15 protein-coding genes are annotated in these 17,088 nt (G+C 66.0%); 11 read left to right on the top strand and 4 right to left on the bottom strand.

The features are described from left to right. Positions 1–9: 9 nt before the first annotated feature. Entirely contained in the window at positions 10–750 is a 741-nt protein-coding gene (locus WHH00_RS14580; protein ID WP_406633869.1) for a GntR family transcriptional regulator, read from the bottom strand. 191 nt (positions 751–941) lie between these two features. Here WHH00_RS14580 and WHH00_RS14575 point away from each other — a divergent pair, with 191 nt between their 5' ends. Next, complete coding sequence (locus WHH00_RS14575; RefSeq protein ID WP_406633867.1) at positions 942–2,081, top strand: LOG family protein; 1,140 nt, start codon at positions 942–944, stop codon at positions 2,079–2,081. A 19-nt stretch (positions 2,082–2,100) separates the two neighbouring features. Here the strand turns inward: WHH00_RS14575 and WHH00_RS14570 are convergent, their stop codons facing one another. After that, positions 2,101–3,033 carry a matrixin family metalloprotease gene (locus tag WHH00_RS14570; protein ID WP_406633865.1) on the bottom strand — a complete coding sequence of 311 codons (933 nt, stop codon included), beginning with the start codon at positions 3,031–3,033 and terminating at the stop codon, positions 2,101–2,103. After that, entirely contained in the window at positions 3,033–4,205 is a 1,173-nt protein-coding gene (locus tag WHH00_RS14565; RefSeq protein ID WP_406633863.1) for a VIT1/CCC1 transporter family protein, read from the bottom strand. Before WHH00_RS14565 ends, WHH00_RS14570 begins: the two co-directional genes overlap by 1 nt. 244 nt (positions 4,206–4,449) lie before the next feature. On the opposite strand from WHH00_RS14565, the gene WHH00_RS14560 reads away from it, so the two are divergent. Continuing rightward, positions 4,450–4,677 (top strand): hypothetical protein, encoded by a 228-nt coding sequence (locus WHH00_RS14560; protein ID WP_188811155.1) that lies wholly within the window; start codon positions 4,450–4,452, stop codon positions 4,675–4,677. A 106-nt stretch (positions 4,678–4,783) separates the two neighbouring features. On the opposite strand, the gene WHH00_RS14555 is transcribed toward WHH00_RS14560, so the two are convergent. After that, on the bottom strand, positions 4,784–6,301 hold the full coding sequence (locus WHH00_RS14555; protein WP_406633860.1) for a sodium:solute symporter: 1,518 nt from the start codon (positions 6,299–6,301) through the stop codon (positions 4,784–4,786). 262 nt (positions 6,302–6,563) lie between these two features. Between WHH00_RS14555 and WHH00_RS14550 the strand changes: the two genes are divergently transcribed. From WHH00_RS14550 to WHH00_RS14510, 9 genes are all read left to right on the top strand, one after another. Then, entirely contained in the window at positions 6,564–7,139 is a 576-nt protein-coding gene (locus WHH00_RS14550; protein ID WP_406633858.1) for a helix-turn-helix domain-containing protein, read from the top strand. A 173-nt stretch (positions 7,140–7,312) separates the two neighbouring features. Next, on the top strand, positions 7,313–8,377 hold the full coding sequence (speB, locus tag WHH00_RS14545; protein ID WP_406633855.1) for an agmatinase: 1,065 nt from the start codon (positions 7,313–7,315) through the stop codon (positions 8,375–8,377). A 2-nt stretch (positions 8,378–8,379) separates the two neighbouring features. After that, positions 8,380–10,092, top strand: a complete 1,713-nt coding sequence (locus WHH00_RS14540; RefSeq protein WP_406633853.1) for a thiamine pyrophosphate-binding protein — start codon at positions 8,380–8,382, stop codon at positions 10,090–10,092. Between the two features lie 150 nt (positions 10,093–10,242). Continuing rightward, positions 10,243–10,716 (top strand): MarR family winged helix-turn-helix transcriptional regulator, encoded by a 474-nt coding sequence (locus WHH00_RS14535; RefSeq protein WP_406633851.1) that lies wholly within the window; start codon positions 10,243–10,245, stop codon positions 10,714–10,716. Between the two features lie 10 nt (positions 10,717–10,726). Beyond that, positions 10,727–12,337, top strand: coding sequence for an MFS transporter (locus WHH00_RS14530; RefSeq protein ID WP_406633849.1), 1,611 nt, complete (start codon positions 10,727–10,729; stop codon positions 12,335–12,337). Positions 12,338–12,499: 162 nt separating this feature from the next. Next, positions 12,500–14,233, top strand: coding sequence for an ABC transporter ATP-binding protein (locus WHH00_RS14525; RefSeq protein WP_406633847.1), 1,734 nt, complete (start codon positions 12,500–12,502; stop codon positions 14,231–14,233). Further along, entirely contained in the window at positions 14,230–16,305 is a 2,076-nt protein-coding gene (locus tag WHH00_RS14520) for an ABC transporter ATP-binding protein (protein WP_406633845.1), read from the top strand. The genes WHH00_RS14525 and WHH00_RS14520 overlap by 4 nt, the downstream gene beginning before the upstream one ends. Before the next feature lie 32 nt (positions 16,306–16,337). Next, positions 16,338–16,754 carry an acyl-CoA thioesterase gene (locus tag WHH00_RS14515; RefSeq protein ID WP_406638620.1) on the top strand — a complete coding sequence of 139 codons (417 nt, stop codon included), beginning with the start codon at positions 16,338–16,340 and terminating at the stop codon, positions 16,752–16,754. Positions 16,755–16,836: 82 nt separating this feature from the next. Continuing rightward, the gene (locus WHH00_RS14510; RefSeq protein WP_104186210.1) at positions 16,837–17,070 is read left to right on the top strand and encodes a PLDc N-terminal domain-containing protein; all 234 of its coding nucleotides are present in this window, start codon (positions 16,837–16,839) and stop codon (positions 17,068–17,070) included. Positions 17,071–17,088 lie beyond the last annotated feature (18 nt).

Below are 17,088 nucleotides of genomic sequence, written 5' to 3'. Positions count from 1 at the left end.
CTCCTTGCGTCAGCGCTGTACGAGTGTCATTTCAAAGCTGTAGGAATCCCCGCGGTACACGTGGTGTCCGGTTTCCACGCGCCGGCCGGTGTCATCGGTGGCAGTACGCTCCATGGTGACCAGCGCGGACCCGGGCGCGGTCTCGAGGAGTGAGGCCTGGTAGTCGTTGGCCACCACGGCGCCGATCCGCTGGTTGGCGAGGCGGAAGTTCACGCCGCCGCGGCGCAGGATGGCGTAGAGGCCCTCAGCGGACAGCGCGGCTTCATCCATCTCGGCAATGTCATCCCGGACCCAGTTCTCCATGAGCGCCAGCGGCTTGCCCCCCACTTTGCGCAGGCGGGTGAAGTGGTAGACCTTGGAGCCGGCCGGCAGCTGGAGGGTTGCCAGCGTGGCGTCGTCGGCCTCCACATGGGCGAAGCTCAGGACGTCGGTGGTGGGCTTCTTGCCGTTGTTGGTGAGGTCGTCGTAAAGGCTGGAGAGCTCAAGCGGACGGCGCACCTGGCTTGAGACCACCTGCGTTCCGACGCCGCGCTTGCGCACCAGCAGCCCGGATCGGACCAGCTCGTCCATGGCCTTGCGCATCGTGGGGCGGGAAAGGTTCAGCTGGGCCGCGAGGTCGATTTCGTTATCAAGCCGGCTGCCGGGCTCCAGGACTCCGCTGAAGATTGCGGCTTCGATCCCCTGCACCACCTGGTGGTAGAGCGGGACGGGGGAGGAGCGGTCGATGCTGAGACCCAGGTTGTGCGCCACGGTACTTCCCTCATGTTCCTTGTTGCGGGACGTCTCCGCCCGGGTGGGGCGCGAACGGCCGCCTTGCCGCTATATGTTCGCTTGATAGGACATACTATTTACTTCTTCGATCCTAGCAGCCGTGCCATCCCGGTCAAGGGGAGCGCCGGGAACCAGCGCAGCGGCGTCCGGCCTTGCAATAGGTTTGGACAGTGAACCTTTCCGGAAACGTGGGCCCCCACCCGCACAACCTCGAAGTACAGGACCTGGACAGCTTCGACCGGCTGGTCGGCGCCGGTGCGGTGGACATGCGCGGCTGGCACGCGCAGTCCCTGGACCTGCGGGGGAGGACCGATGCCCTGCAGCGCCTGCGCGTGGAGGGCGCCATCTTCCTCGGCTGCACGTTCGACGACGGCGTGGAGGACCTGCTGCGGCGAAGGGGAGCGCTGATCTTCCCGCGGCTGGAGACTGTGCCGTTCAACCCCTACCGGGCCGCCTTGTACTCGCCGGAGGAACTGTACGCCGGACTGCCCGGTGCCCCGTACGAAGCCCTTCCGGATGCCCGTATCTACCAATGGAGCATCCAGCCCGGCATGCGGCACCGGCTGGATGCAACCCTGGCCTCAGCGCTTCACGACCACGCCATCGGCGATGCCCTGGGCGACGCGATCCGGACAGGCCCGTTCCAGGGCCGGGCCATGGTGGGTGTCATGGGCGGGCACGCCGCGCAGCGCGGCAGCAGCGGCTTTGCCCAGGCCGCCCAGCTGGGCAGGCTCCTCGCGCGGGACGGACACGTAGTGGCCACCGGAGGGGGACCGGGGGCCATGGAGGCGGCCAACCTCGGTGCCTACCTCAGCGAAGCGGACGACGACGGCCTGCAGGCTGCGCTTGACCTGCTCGCCTCCGTCCCCGGGTTCCGTCCCTCGGTGTCGGCGTGGGCGCGGGCGGCTGCCGCCGTCGTCGAACGCTTTCCGGGCGGGACGCCATCGCTGGGCATCCCCACCTGGTTCTACGGGCATGAGCCGCCCAACTACTTCGCCACGCACATCGCAAAATATTTCGCCAACGCCATCCGGGAAGCGATCCTCCTGGAACTGTGCACAGGAGGGATCGTGTTCCTGCCCGGGGCCGCCGGCACTGTGCAGGAGATCTTCCAGGATGCGTGCGAAAACTACTACGGCGCGCGGGAAAAGGTGACGCCCATGGTGCTGGTGGGCCGGCATCACTGGGAGCGCCAGTACCCTGCCTGGCCCATGCTCCAGAGCCTGGCGGCCGGCCGGCCCATGGAGGACCGGATTTTCCTGGTGGACACAGTCCAGGAGGCAGTAGACGTACTGCGGCTGTCCCCTTAGCCCCTGGGGCAGCAGCAGGTCAGAGATCCTTCCGGCACTGCGCCTTGCTGAGCTCATAGAGCCCGTTGAGGTCCCCGGCAGAGAGCCCCTCGGGGGTGCCGATCTCGGGATACATCAGCTGGGTGGGGTCATCCACGTGGTCGAGGCCCATTACGTGGCTGAGCTCGTGCAGGATCACGGCACGCGCATACAGGTGGCCGTCCGGGTTGAGCAGTTCATCGGCAATCTGCGGTGCGTCGAGGTCCAGGCCGCCCGTGACGAAGGCCTTGGGACCGTCGTCGTAACTGAAATGGGTGCTGCCCCCGGTTCCGATCACCTTGCCTTTGAGCTGCGGTGCAACCTCCGGTGTTGTCCAGGCGATGAGCAGCGGAGCCCAGCGCTCGCCGTAGGCCTCGGGCTGGTAGGGCGGACGCTGTGGGGACGGCTGCTCTGCGGTGGTGCCGTCGTAGATGAACCGGATGCCGGTGGCGGCCGAGATGGTGGCGATGGATTCCGTGACCAGCTGCTGCGAGCCTGCCGGTGCGAGATCGTCATTGATGACATAGTGCAGCGGCCTGCAGGGGGAATAGCCAACCGGGCTGCCGTCCCCGTTGACGGCCAGGAAGCGGTAGGAATCGCTGCCCAGAGGCGGAGGATCGGCGGCGGACAGGGGAGCGTCCGACTCCTCCAATCCCGGAGGCGGCGCGCCCATCCGGCCTTCGGCCCGCGGCGGCTGGCCGGCTTCCCCGGAAGGGCCCGCATCCTGCTGCCCGGCGGACTGCCCGTTTCCGGGGCCGATCCGGACATCCAGCAGCTCTTTGAAGCGCGGGTCATTCAGTGCCAGTGCTGCTCCAAACACGGCGCCCGCGGTGAGGGCGGCGGTGAGCAGCAGCTCCAGGCCCCGGCGCATGCCCAGGCGGGCTTTGGTCCCCGCATGGCGCGACGCTGCGCGGCGCGGCGGCCGGGTCTCCACTAGGCCACAACGGTGCCGAAGGCCAGCCCCAGCAGGTAGGTGACTGCCGCCGCGCCCAGCCCGATGGCCAGCTGGCGGAGTCCACGCGTCAGGGGCGACGTGCCGGAAAGCAGGCCCACCGTGGCGCCGGTGACCAGGAGGGCGAGGCCCACCAGGATGCCGGCCGCCACCAGGGCGGCGATGCCGGTCAGGCCAAACAGGAACGGCAGGATGGGCACGATGGCGCCGGAGGCGAAGAAGCAGAAGCTGGAAAGTGCCGCGCCCCAGGCGGTCCCCACGGCTTCGTGCTGGTCCTCGACGTCCGGCAGTTCCGGCTGCAGCGACAGGCTGGGATCGCAGTCGCAGGGCAGCAGGCCCATGCGTTCAGCCACGCGGTGCTCGGCTGCCTCCTGCGTCATGCCCCGGGCAAGGTACACCAGCAGCAGTTCGTTGTGCTCAAGGTCCAGCTTGGGAGCCGCCACCAGGGTGACCTGGGTGGGGCGTGTTGCCGCGAGCAGTTCCCGCTGGGAACGGACCGAAATGAACTCGCCGGCGCCCATGGACATGGCACCGGCCAGCAGCCCGGCGATTCCGCTGAGCAGCACCACGCTGCTGGCAACGCCGGAGGCCGCCATGCCCATGACCAGGGAAAGGTTGCTGACCAGGCCGTCATTGGCGCCGAACACAGCGGCGCGGAAGGTGCCTGCCAGGCGGTTGCGCCCCCGGGTTGCCAGCCCTCGAACCACTTCTTCATGGATCTGCTCGTCCGCTGCCATCGCATCCGTGGCGTTGGGGTCCTTTGCATAGGGGGAGCGGCCTTCTGCACGCTGGGCCAGGGCAAGCACAAACACCGACCCGAAGTGGCGGGCCAGGAAGCCCAGCATGCGGCTCCGCAGGGATGCCCGCCGGGGCTTGCCCGCACGGTCACCCAGCAGGCCCAGCCAGTGTGCTTCATGGCGGCCTTCGGCTTCAGCCAGCGCAAGGAGGATGTCGCGCTCTTCGCCCTGGCGGTTCTGTGCCAGGTCCCGGTAGACGGCGGCTTCGGCCCGTTCGTCCGCCAAATACTGCCGCCACCGCTTGACGTCCGACGGCGAAGGCTGGGCCTGCTGCGCGTGCCTGGCTGGTCCCCGGGCCGGGGAAGGTTGCGGCGCTTGCGGCGCGGACGGGCGGTTGAACTCGGCGTGCTGAGACACGGAAACTCCTGGGCTGGATGGGGCATGGTGCGGCCCCATTGCAGAGCAAGCTTACTGCGAAAATCCGCGGATTTTTGGCAGGTATTCCTGCCTCGGATATTTCGGCTTGCCTTAATCCGGGTGGTATCCACAGGTACCGTGACACGCTATTGACCACCCTTCGGTGCGGTGCTGTGATGAAGGTGTGGCGCGGCCAGCGCCCTCACTGAAAGAGCACGTCAGGCGAACAAACGGAGGTTCAATCATGAGCACCACCGGACAGCACCCGGACATGCCGCACCTGGATGCCGTAGAGGCGGATCCCGCCTATGACTACGCCGAGGATGCACCGGTAGTTGAGGACGACTGGGATACCGAGGACGACCTCCTGGACGAGGAAGAGCCGGTGGTCCAGGTGCCTCCCGTCGTGGTCGACGCCGAGGACCGTGTTGTCCCGCTGGATGACCCTGACGAGGTCCGCGAAACCGACTAGCGAACCCGGCAGGACATAACGACGGCGGCACCCCGCCTTCGCCGGAAAGCGAAGGTGGGGTGCCGCCGTCGTGCTCCTCTGCTGCTGTTGTCCTGGTCTGCCGGGCCTAGCGGGCTGCGGTGGGAAGGGGCGCTTCTTCTGCGGCCTGCCCTGCCACCCGGCGCTGCCAGTTGCGCATTACCTGCGGGTCGGTCGGTTTGCTCAGCAGGGAAACCGCAACGTAGACCAGGGCGGACGCCAGCAGGCCGTAGTAGATGGGCTCGTTCGCGTAGATGCCTTCCAGCGGTGCCTCGGCGTTGACTTCCAGGATGATCATGGTGCCCAGCGTCACCACGGAACCCACGGCCATGGATGCTGCCGCAGCGATGCCCGTACCGCGCTTCCAGACCAGGCCGCCGAGGATCGCCACGAGGAGGCCGCCCACCAGGATGTCATAGGCAATGGTCAGGGCTGCCACCACGTCCTTGGTGATGATGGCGATGACGATGGCGATGATTCCCAGCGCAAGGACCCAGATGCGGTTGGCCTTGACGTCATGCTCGGGGTTGTCCGAGTCGTCCGTGTTGATGTCCTTGCCGAACCAGCTGGCAACGAACGGCAGGACGTCGGCACGGGCCACGGTTGCGGCAGCGATGAGGGCGCCTGACGCGGTGGACATCATCGCTGCCACGGCTGCTGCCAGGACCAGCCCGCCGATGCCGACGGGCAGCAGGGTCTGGGCCACCTCCGCGTAGACGTCGTCCTTGACTGCGATGTCGACGCCGGAGAGGGCCACGCTGGCGGCCATGCCGATCAGGGCGCCGGCAACTCCGTAGAGGATGCAGTAGATGCCTGCGGTGGCGCCGCCCCAGCGTGCCACGGTGGGGGTCTTCGCCGTGAAGACGCGCTGCCAGATGTCCTGGCCGATCAGCAAGCCCAGTGTGTAGACAACGAAGTAGGTGATGATCGTCTGGACGCCGATGCCGTCGATCTGGAAGAAACTCTCGTCCACCCGGCTGCGGATGCCCTCGAAGCCGCCCGCCGCGTTGAGCGTGAAGGGCAGCATCAGGAAGAAGATGCCCACGGTCTTGATGATGAACTGCACCTGGTCGGCCAGGGTAATGGACCACATGCCGCCCACCGTCGAGTAGACCAGTACGATGGCTCCGCCAACGGCGATCGCAATCGGACGCTCCCAGTCGAAAAGCACCACGAAGATGGTGGCGTAGGCGCCGGTGGATGTGGCACACAGCATCAGGGTGTAGGCGAGCATCACAATGCCGGAGGCCTCCGTGGCCCTGCTGCCGTAGCGCAGGGTGAGCATCTGGGACACCGTGTAGATCTTCAGCTTCTGGATGGTCCCGGCAAACAGAAGGCTCAGGAGCAGGACGCCGGCGCCGATGGCCACTACCAGCCACATGCCCGAGATGCCGAACTTGTAGCCCAAGCCCACACCGCCCACTGTGGAGGCGCCGCCCAGGACGACGGCGGCCATGGTTCCGGTATAGAGGAACGGGCCGAGGCGGCGGCCGGCCACCAGGAAATCGCTGTTGTTCTTGGTGCGGGACTTGCCCCACCAGCCGAAGGCCAGCATCGCGAGCAGGTACACCACCACGATGGCGATGTTGATGAAACTTGCATCCATGTTGGCTCCTTGGAGCGTGTTTGGCAGCGTGGGGCGCCCCGGAGACGGTGGGCCGGATGCCGCTGCGGAATTTTGGGGAGTGAGGGGGCTCAGCTATTGCTCTATAGGCAACAAGTGTTTCCAAAGCGTAGGCTGTGACGGTGATAACAGTCAAGGCAACCCTGGGTGCCGGGCCACGCGTGCAATGAGCCGTCACAGAAGGGGCAGGCCATTAGTATTGCTCCAAAGTGGAGCCGGGCTGCCGGCCATGAAAGGTTCGTAGATGAAGGCACTGCCAGTTGAGCCGAGCAACGTACCGGTGGCCATCGGCTCGAGGATCCGGGCCGCCCGGCAGTCACAGCGGTTGACCATCGAGCAGGTTGCTGACGCGACGGGGCTGACCAAGGGGTTCCTCAGCAGGGTGGAGCGGGACCTCACGTCCCCGTCCGTGGCGTCCCTGGTCACGCTGTGCCAGGTCCTCTCGGTCTCCATCGGCGACCTTTTCGCGGCGCCCGAAACGCATCTGACCAAGCGCAATGACGGTCCGCGGATCTCGCTGGGCGGCCAGGGGATCGTGGAGCGGCTCCTCACGGCGCGTTCGGAACGGCGCGTCCAGATTATCCAGGCCTGCATCGAACCACACGGCCGCGGCGAATCCGAGCTCTACGCCGTGGACTGCGACGTTGACGTCCTCCATGTGATCAAAGGCAATATCCGGCTGATCCTCACCAACGAGGAATATGATCTGAGCGCCGGGGACACCGTCACCTTCCCCGGCCGTGAGCCGCACACGTGGATCAACCCCACCGACAAGCCTGTTGAGGTTCTCTGGGTCCTGGTTCCGGCCGCAAGCCGCTAACTCTCCCGCCCAAGTAGGTAGCACTAAGTGTCGTTATGAGCGCTCATAACGACACTTAGTGCTACCCAGTTGCGGCCAGATGCCGTTTCGGTAAACAAGTGGTGCACACTGAGAAACAAGATGTATGATGGCAGTCACATCAGTCCCTCAACTCCTTGAAGGAGAGGCCTCCCTTGGAAGAGCTGCGCATCGAAGCCAACGGCAACCTTGGTCCGATCGATTCATCCCGGATTCCCCGGTACGCGGGAGCTGCCACGTATGCCCGCCTTCCGCGCCTGGACCAGGTGGCCAAGGCCGACGTCACAGTGGTGGGCGTCCCCTTCGACTCCGGTGTCTCCTACCGCCCGGGTGCCCGCTTCGGCGCCAACCATGTCCGCGAGGCCAGCCGGCTGCTGCGCCCGTACAACCCGGCGTGGGACGTCAGCCCGTTTGAAAACATCCAGGTGGCCGACGCCGGGGACATGGCCGTCAACCCGTTCAACATCAATGAAGCCATCGAAACCATCCAGCAGAACGCCCTTGACCTGACGGCCGGCGGCAGCAAGCTGGTGACCCTGGGCGGTGACCACACCATCGCCCTGCCGCTCCTTCGCGCCGCCGCCGAGCGAGCCGGAGAGCCCATCGCCATGCTCCACTTCGATGCGCACCTGGACACCTGGGACACCTACTTCGGCGCCGAGTACACCCACGGCACCCCGTTCCGCCGCGCCGTCGAGGAAGGCATCCTGGATACGGAAGCCATCAGCCACATCGGCACCCGGGGGCCGCTCTACGGCAAAAAGGACCTCGACGACGACCACCGCTTTGGGTTCGGCATCGTCACCTCCGCTGACATCTACTACCAGGGCGTCCTGGAAACCGTGGCCAAGGTCCGCGACCGGATCGGCAACCGCCCGCTGTACATCTCCGTGGATATCGACGTCCTGGACCCCGCCCACGCGCCGGGCACCGGTACCCCCGAGGCCGGTGGCATTACCAGCCGCGAGCTGCTGGAAATCATCCGCGGCTTCCGCGGCATGAACCTGGTGGGCGCCGACATCGTGGAGGTTGCCCCCGCGTACGACCACGCCGAAATCACCGGCGTCGCCGCCAGCCACGTCGCCTACGAATTGGTCACGCTGATGGCTGACAACGCCGTGGCGGGGGACCGCTTCGGAGCGGCCACCGGTTACGCCGCCCAGGCGCTCGGGCAGGAGGCCCGCCGACCGGCAGGTTTCGCTCCGGCAGGCAGGGAGTAACGGTGGGCGACGCCACTGCGGGTGTGGCCGCTGTGCCCGCAATAAACAGTTCGGGCGTGCGCAACGGCGGGGACCTCGTCGTCGAAACCCTCGAGGCGCTGGGTGCCAAGACCGTCTTTGGCATCCCGGGCCAGCACGCCCTGGGCCTCTTTGATGCGATGGGCCGCGGGAACCTGCAGTTCGTCTCCTCCCGGGTGGAAAACAACAGTGCCTTTGCCGCGGACGGGTATTCCCGGGCGACGGGCGAAGTGGGAGTCCTGTTCCTCTCCACCGGACCCGGCGCGCTGACGTCCCTGGCCGGGCTGCAGGAAGCCTATGCCACGGGAGTTCCCATGGTTGTGGTGGCCAGCCAGATCCCGCTCGAGGGGCTCGGCGCGCGCCGCAAGGGCATGCTGCACCAGCTTGACGACCAGAAGGCGTCGGCGGCTAACGTCACCAAGAGCCAGCGGCTGATCCAGCACGCGTCCGGCATCCCGTCCGCCATCCAGGACGCCTGGACCGAGGCGATCTCCTCGCCCCAAGGCCCCGTCTGGCTGGAGATCCCGCAGAACGTCCTGCTTGATCCCATCATGGTGCCACCGGTGGAGGATGCGCTTGCCGAGGCGGCTGACAACCCGCCCCGTGTGGAACTGGTCCGGGAGGCGGTGAAATGGCTTCAGTCCGCGGAGCGTCCGGCCATCATCGCCGGCGGCGGCACACGGCGGGGCCGGGCAGAAAAGTCCCTGCTCTCGATTGCCGAGAAGCTTCGCGCGCCCGTGATCTGCACTCCGGGCGGAAACGGCGCCTTCCCCTGGAACCATGAGCTGTCGCTGCAGTCCTGGATTGAGGACCGCTACATGACCGATCTCCTGGAAGACGCGGACGTCCTGGTGGTGATCGGCTCGTCCCTGGGCGAGGTCACCTCCAACTACTTCACGTTCGAGCCCCGGGGCCGGATCATCCAGATCGATGCCGAACCCAGGGTCCTGGAGTCCAACCGGCCCGGGCTGGGCATCCGGGCAGACGCAGGCCAGGCGCTCGCGGCCCTTGATGAAGCCCTGGAGGCTGGGGCTGGCCGGACTGTTCCCAGCTGGCACGGCACGTCGCCGGAAAACCTGGTGAGCGAATCCCTGGCGAAGGTCCGCGCACGGCTGGAATCGCAGGACCTGGCCAAGGAACTGAAGTTCATGGCGGACATCCGCGAAGCGGTGCCGGCGGACATGCAGACCTTCTGGGACATGACCATCGCGGCCTACTGGGGCTGGAGCTGCTGGGACGCCCGCGAGGGCCAGTTCCATTCTGCCCAGGGAGCCGGCGGGCTGGGCTTCGGCTTCCCGGCGGCCATCGGCGCGGCCGTAGGACTCGAGACGGTGGGCAGGCCCGCTGGCTCTGCCCGAGTGCTGGCAGTATCCGGCGACGGATCCTCGATGTATTCGATCTCTGAACTCGCCACGGCGAAGCAGCACAACGTTCCGGTCACCTGGCTGATTGTGGACGACGGCGGCTACGGCATCCTTCGCGAATACATGGTGGGCGCCTTCGGTAAAGCCACGGCCACGGAGCTGGCCCGCCCGGATTTCGTCAAGCTTGCCGAGGCGTTCGGCGTGCCTGCCGTCAAGGTGGCGCCGGCGGATGTGGGGGACGCGTTGAAGGCGGGGTTCGCTGCCGACGGGCCAAACGTCGTTGTGGTGGAAACCCTGCTGAAGATGTTTGCCCCCACGCACCTGGCGGACTGACCAGCACCTCCTCCTTACCTTGGTCCCCTTGAGGCCCCGGCTCGCACAGAGCTGGGGCCTTTCGCGTTCAGCCCTTCAAGCGGTTAGTTTCCCAGCAACAACTTTGAGTATATAGTTGCTTCAGGCAAGCAACTGAGGAGTCGAGCAACCATGGCAGTAGCGCCGGATACGGCAGCCGACCTTGTGTACCAGATCTTCGATCTCCAGCGCGCAGTGCGGTGTATCGCCACCGCCAGCGTGCGCGGGCAGGACACCGGGGTGGCGCTGCAGGGCGTACTGCGCTTCGTGGGCGAAGGGGAGAGCAGGGCCACGCGCCTGGCCGAGCGGCTGGGAGTCAGCGCGCCGGTGCTCAGCCGGCACATCGCGGACCTGGAGGAGCACGGGCTGGTGGTCCGCAGACAGGACCCCGACGACGGCCGGGCCCAGCTGGTTGCCCTGACACCCCTGGGAGCGGCAAAACTCCGCAGCATCGAGCACCAGCGGACGGCGGTCCTGCAGGACTACCTGCGCGACTGGAGCGAGGAAGACGCTGGCACTACGGCCAGAATCCTGCACAAGCTCACCGAATCACTCAAACAATCAGCCCGGGCAACGGCGGCCGGCACCATCACAACCAGCGCTTAGGAGCAGACCCATGGCAAGACCAGCCGCCCCCGCCGCATTGGCCGGCGCACCCGCGGGCACGCCGCCCGAGATGTCCCACCGCCAGATCATGGAAGCCCTCACCGGGCTCCTCGCCGCCTTCTTCACGGCCATCCTCAGCAGCACCATCGTGGCCAACGCGCTGCCCACCATCATGTCCGACCTGCACGGCACCCAGACCGACTTCGCCTGGGTCATCACCGCCGCGCTGCTGGCCAACGCCGCCACCACCCCCATCTGGGGCAAACTCGCCGACCTCTTTAACAAGAAGGTCCTGGTCCAGCTCAGCATCATCATCTTCGTGGCCGGCTCCGTCATGGCGGGCCTGTCCGAAACCATCCCGCTGCTGCTGGGCGCCCGCGTGATCCAGGGTGTGGCCATGGGGGGACTCACGGCACTGTCGCAGGCCATCATCGGCACCATGATCCCGCCGCGCAACCGCGGGAAGTACTCCGGTTACATGGGCGGGGTCATGGCAGTCGGGACCGCCGGCGGGCCGCTGCTCGGCGGCTTCATCGTGGACAGCCCGCTCGGCTGGCGCTGGACGTTCTTCGTCTGCGTGCCGCTCGCCGTCGTCGCCCTCATCCTGCTGCAGGTCACCCTCAAAATCAGCCACATAAGGCGGCCCGCCAAGATCGACTGGCTGGGCTCCATCCTGCTGACCTCCGGCGTGAGCCTGCTGCTGATCTGGGTCTCCTTCGCCGGCAACCCCGCCTACTATGACTGGGTCTCCTGGCATTCCGCCGTCATGGTGGGCGGCGGAATCCTCCTGCTGGCCCTGCTGGTGCTGGTGGAATCCAAGGTGGAGCAGCCCATCATCCCGCTCAAGATCATCTCCGAACGCACCACGGCACTGGCCATCCTCGCTTCCGTGGCCGTGGGCGTGGCGATGTTCGGCTCTTCAACCTTCCTGGGCCAGTACTTCCAGGTGGCGCGCGGTGCCAGCCCCACCGAGGCCGGGCTCCTGACCCTGCCGATGATCGCCGGAAACCTGGCGGGTTCTGTGGTGTCCGGGCAACTGATCAGCCGGACGGGCAAGTGGAAGGGCTACCTGATCGCCGGTTCCATCCTGCTGATCGGCGGGCTGGGACTGTCCGGAACCCTGGACCACACCACCGAGCTCTGGCACGCAGGGCTCTTCACCGCAGTGCTTGGCCTCGGCCTGGGCATGCTGATGCAGAACCTCGTGCTGGCCGTCCAGAACACAGTCCGGGCATCGGACATCGGAACGGCGAGTGCTTCGGTTGCGTTCTTCCGGTCCGTGGGCGGCGCCATCGGCGTCTCCGTCCTGGGCGCCATCCTGGCCAACCGCGTCAGCGAGCTGGCAACTCAGGGCCTGGCAACTGCAGGCATCCCCGTTGAAGGAGGCGCGGCCGGCGCCAGCATGGACCTGGCGCACATGCCGGAACCCGTCCGCGACATCATGCGGGCCGCCTACGGTGACGCCACCGCCGAGGTGTTCCTGATCTCCGCTGCCGTGGCCGTTGTGGCGCTGGTGTCCGTACTGTTCATCAAGGAGAAGCCCCTCCGGCGCACGGTGGACATCCAGCCGGGGGCCGGGGAAAAGAGCACGACGGCGGAGCTCGCCCCGGCAGGCAGGTGACCCTGAGGGGTAATCCCCACGGATGATCTTTCCCTGGGCCTGTTTCGCCAGGGGGAGGAGTTTCGTAGAGTGGGAAAGCTGAACTGTCGGCCCCGGCTGCTACTACTTAGGCCTCCTGCTCTTGCGAACCATCACCGAACTCACCACTAAGGACCCGTGGGCATGCTCCTCACCCTCATACGGCGGTTTTCCCGGCCGTATAGGCCGTACATCGCGGCCGTCATTGTGTTCCAGCTGGCGTCCACCATCGCCGCGCTGTACTTGCCCAGCCTGAACGCCCAGATCATCGACGAAGGGGTGTCCCGCGGGGACACCGCCTTCATCTGGCGGACGGGCGCGGTGATGCTGGTGGTGGCGTTCATCCAGGTGGGCACCGCCATTGCAGGGGTCTATTTCGGCTCGAAGACGGCCATGGCCATAGGCCGGGACCTGCGGCGCGGGGTTTTCCGCAAAGTCACCAGTTTCTCGGCCATGGACGTTAACGCTTTTGGCGCCCCCACGCTCATCACCCGCGGCACCAATGATGTCCAGCAGGTGCAGATGCTTGTGCTGATGGGGCTGAACTTCATGGTGGCAACGCCCATCATGTGCATTGGCGGCATCATCATGGCGCTGCGCGAGGACCTCAACCTGTCCTGGCTGGTGTGGGTTTCCGTGCCCCTCCTGACGGTGGTGGTGGGGTACCTGGTGGTCCGGCTCATGCCGCTGTTCCGGTCCATGCAGAAAAAGATCGACCGCATCAACGCCGTGCTGCGGGAGCAGATCATCGGCATCCGGGTGGTCCGGGCCTTCGTCCGGGAACCGTATGAAACAGGGCGCTTTGGCGAGGCGAACAAGGAACTGACGGATGTCTCGCTGAAGATCGGCGCCCTGTTCGTCCTGATGTTCCCTGCCATCGGCATGATCCTCCACCTGTCCACCGCGGCCGTGCTGTGGTTCGGCGGGCAGCGCGTGGATTCCGGCGAGATGCAGGTGGGTGCCCTGACCGCCTTCCTGCAGTACCTGCTGCAGATCCTGGTGGCCGTCATGATGGGCACCTTCATGGCCATGATGATCCCGCGCGCGTCTGTCTGCGCGGACCGCATCGGCGAACTGCTCGACGTCGAGCCCTCCATCCATGATCCGGAACGGCCCGAGGTGCCGGGCGCGCTGGCCGGCGTGGTGGAGTACCGGAACGTCACCTTCGCCTATCCCGGTGCCGAGTCACCGGTGCTGAGCAACATCAGCTTCACGGCCCGTCCCGGCCAGACCATCGCCATTATCGGGTCCACCGGCGCGGGAAAAACCTCCCTGCTCTCCCTCCTGCCCCGGCTTTACGATCCCGCCGAGGGGGAGGTTTTGCTGGACGGAGTCCCCGTCAGCAGGATGGACCGGGCCGACATCACCCGGCGCGTGGCCCTGGTGCCCCAACGCCCATACCTCTTCTCCGGAACCATCGAGCACAACCTCAGGTTCGGAAAAACCGAGGCCACCGACCAGGAACTGTGGGAAGCGCTGCAGGTGGCGCAGGGCGACGAGTTTGTCCGCGCCAAGAAGAACGGCCTCGGATCCCGCATCTCCCAGGGCGGAACCAACGTCTCCGGCGGCCAGCGCCAGCGCCTTTGCATCGCCAGGGCACTCGTGAGCAGGCCCCGGGTGTACCTCTTCGACGATTCCTTCTCCGCACTGGACGTGGCCACGGATGCCCGGCTCCGGACCGCGCTGAAAGGCATCACCGCCGATGCCACCGTGATCATCGTGGCGCAGCGGATCTCCACCATCACCGAGGCGGACCAGATCCTGGTGCTGGACAACGGACGCATCGTGGACCGGGGAACCCACCAGGAACTCCTGGAAACCTCGCCCACCTACCAAGAAATCGTCGAATCCCAGCTGAGCGTGGAGGAAATGGCATGAGCGCCCGCAGGAAGGACTCCACGGACGTCACTGCAACAGCAGCTGCCCGGGACTCGAGCGGCACGGAGCTGACGGAGGAACCCGTCGAGGATGACGACTTCGTGGAGGAGGAGTTCAAGCCCTCCGAAGCCGACGGAGACATGTTCGGCGGGATGCCCGCCAAGAAAGCCCAGCACTTCTGGCCCTCCGCCAAGCGCCTGATGGGGCTGCTGAAGCCCGAGGCCCTGGGCATCTACGTGGTGGTGGGCATGGTGGTGATCGCCGTGGTCCTGAACGTCATCGCCCCCAAGATCCTGGGCCAGGCCATGGACGTCATTTTTGCCGGAGTGGTGGGCAAGCAGCTTCCGGCCGGCGCCAGCAAGGAACAGTTCGTGGACGGGCTGCGCCAGCAGGGCCAGGACAACTTTGCGGACATGGTCTCCCGGATGGAACTGGTGCCCGGCACCGGCATCGACTGCAACAAGCTCAGCATGCTCATCGCGGTGGTCCTGCTGATGTACTTCGTAGCCAACATCTTCCTCTGGCTGCAGGGCTACGTGCTGAACCGCATCGTGATGAAGGTAATCCGCCGGCTCCGCGACGACACCGAACGGAAGCTGAACCGCCTCCCGCTGAACTACTTCGACACCCGCCAGCGCGGGGACGTGCTGTCCCGGGTAACGAACGACGTCGACAACATCCAGCAGGCGCTGCAGCAGGCCTTCGCCCAGCTCATCAATTCGCTGCTGACCGTCATCGGCATCGTGGTGATGATGTTCATCGTGTCCTGGCAGCTGGCCCTGATAGCGCTGGTTGCCCTTCCCCTCTCCGGAGTCGCGGCGGGCATGATCGGCGTGCGCAGCCAGAAGCTCTTCGCCGCACAGTGGAAGAACACGGGGGCGCTCAACGGGCAGATCGAGGAGTCCTTCTCGGGGCACGACCTTGTGAGGGTCTTCGGCCGCGACAAGGACATGCTGGCACGGTTCGAGGAACGCAACGAGGAACTGTACAAGGCCAGCTTCGGTGCTCAGTTCGTCTCCGGCATCATCTTCCCGGTCATGCAGTTCGTCTCCTACCTCAGCTACGTGGGCATCGCCGTGGTGGGCGGCCTGCGGGTGGCGTCCGGATCCATGACCCTGGGCGACGCCACCGCGTTCATCCAGTACTCACGCGAGTTCACGCAGCCGCTGGGCCAGATGGCCGGCATGGCAAACATGCTGCAGTCCGGCGTGGCCTCCGCGGAAAGGGTCTTCGAGTTCCTCGACGCCGACGAGCAGGACGCCGAAACCGCCACCGAGCACCTCCCGGCCAGGACTGACGGGCACGTCGACTTCAACAACGTCACCTTCAGCTACACCGAGGACAAGAAGTTGATCGAGAACCTCTCCTTCACCGCCGAACCGGGAAACACCGTGGCCATCGTGGGGCCCACTGGTGCCGGAAAGACCACCCTGGTCAACCTGGTCATGAGGTTCTACGAGCTCAATTCCGGTTCCATCAGGCTGGACGGCGTGGACATCATCCACCTCAGCCGCTCCGAGCTCCGCTCGAAGGTGGGCATGGTGCTGCAGGATGCCTGGCTGTTCGGGGGATCCATTTACGACAACATCCGCTACGGCAACCTGGAGGCCACCGAAGAGCAAGTGATGGCAGCGGCCAAGGCCACCTTCGTGGACCGCTTCGTCAGGGCCCTGCCGGAGGGCTATAACACCGTCATCGATGAAGAGGGCAACAACGTCAGCGCCGGCGAGAAGCAGCTGATCACCATTGCCCGTGCCTTCGTAGCCAACCCGTCACTGCTCATCCTGGATGAGGCCACCAGCTCTGTTGATACCCGTACCGAACTGCTGGTGCAGAAGGCCATGGCCGCGCTCCGCACGGACCGCACCAGCTTTGTGATTGCCCACAGGCTCTCAACGATCCGCGACGCCGACACCATCCTGGTGATGGAAAACGGCAGGATCGTTGAACAGGGCAACCACAAGGTCCTCCTCGCCTCCAAGGGCGCGTACTACCGCCTGTACATGTCCCAGTTCGCAGGAGCGGACGCCGGGGAAGTCCCGGTGGACGATTCGACGGCGGTGCACAGTTGAGCACCGGCCGCCGGATCGAGGTCCTGGTCCCCATGCGGTGGGGGGACATGGACGCCTACGGGCACATCAACAACGTCCAGATCGTCCGGATGCTGGAGGAAGCGCGGATCGCGGCCTTCGGCCCGCCGCGCGGTGCCGGGTTGCCCGGAGTTGATCCGCACGTCTCCCTGTTCAATGACGTCCCGGATGGCACCATGGCTTTGGTGGTGGACCACAAGATCCGCTATGTCAGGACCCTCGAGTACCGGAACGTGCCGGCTGTGGTGCAGGTGTGGATCGGCGCCGTCAAGGGGGCCAGCTTCGACATCCACTACCTCATCCAGGACCCCGTCACCCGGGAGGACTGCGTGAAAGCCAGCAGCCACCTGGCGTTCGTGGACGAGGCCACGGGGCGCGTGCAGCGCCTGACGCGTGAACAGAAGGAACGCCTGGCCCCGTTCACGGCCTGAGGGCGGATGCGCCGGCACCGGCACGCCCCGTTGCGCAGGAGCAGCAAGCATCGGAAACTGAAAACCTAAACAAGGAGCAAACATGGCCCAGAAAAAGACCTGGAAAGAAATGTCCCCGTCAGCAAAGGCCGGCACCATCCTGGTGGCCATCGCGCAGGTGTCCCTGCTGGTGGCAGCGCAGCGGGACATCTCGAAGCGGCCCGCTGCACTCATCAACGGTCCCAAGGCAGCATGGCGGGCGGCATCCTTCATCAACTTCATCGGCCCCGTGGGCTACTTCACCTTCGGCCGGAAGCGTCCCGGCGCCGGCAAGTAGCGGCGTTGGAGCACCGGG

The sequence above is a fragment of the Pseudarthrobacter quantipunctorum genome, assembly GCF_045291495.1.
Lineage (GTDB): Bacteria > Actinomycetota > Actinomycetes > Actinomycetales > Micrococcaceae > Arthrobacter > Arthrobacter quantipunctorum.
The sequence above is the reverse complement of the archived record's forward strand: the minus strand, read 5'-3'. Positions and strand labels throughout refer to the sequence as shown.

Bases quoted from the DNA above. Each gene is read 5' to 3' on its own strand.
- WHH00_RS14520 (WP_406633845.1), top strand. From the start codon at position 14,230: ATGAGCGCCCGCAGGAAGGACTCCACGGACGTCACTGCAACAGCAGCT.
- WHH00_RS14525 (WP_406633847.1), top strand. From the start codon at position 12,500: ATGCTCCTCACCCTCATACGGCGGTTTTCCCGGCCGTATAGGCCGTAC.
- WHH00_RS14555 (WP_406633860.1), bottom strand. From the start codon at position 6,301: ATGGATGCAAGTTTCATCAACATCGCCATCGTGGTGGTGTACCTGCTC.
- WHH00_RS14535 (WP_406633851.1), top strand. From the start codon at position 10,243: ATGGCAGTAGCGCCGGATACGGCAGCCGACCTTGTGTACCAGATCTTC.
- WHH00_RS14560 (WP_188811155.1), top strand. From the start codon at position 4,450: ATGAGCACCACCGGACAGCACCCGGACATGCCGCACCTGGATGCCGTA.
- WHH00_RS14550 (WP_406633858.1), top strand. From the start codon at position 6,564: ATGAAGGCACTGCCAGTTGAGCCGAGCAACGTACCGGTGGCCATCGGC.
- WHH00_RS14515 (WP_406638620.1), top strand. From the start codon at position 16,338: ATGCGGTGGGGGGACATGGACGCCTACGGGCACATCAACAACGTCCAG.
- WHH00_RS14510 (WP_104186210.1), top strand. From the start codon at position 16,837: ATGGCCCAGAAAAAGACCTGGAAAGAAATGTCCCCGTCAGCAAAGGCC.
- WHH00_RS14530 (WP_406633849.1), top strand. From the start codon at position 10,727: ATGGCAAGACCAGCCGCCCCCGCCGCATTGGCCGGCGCACCCGCGGGC.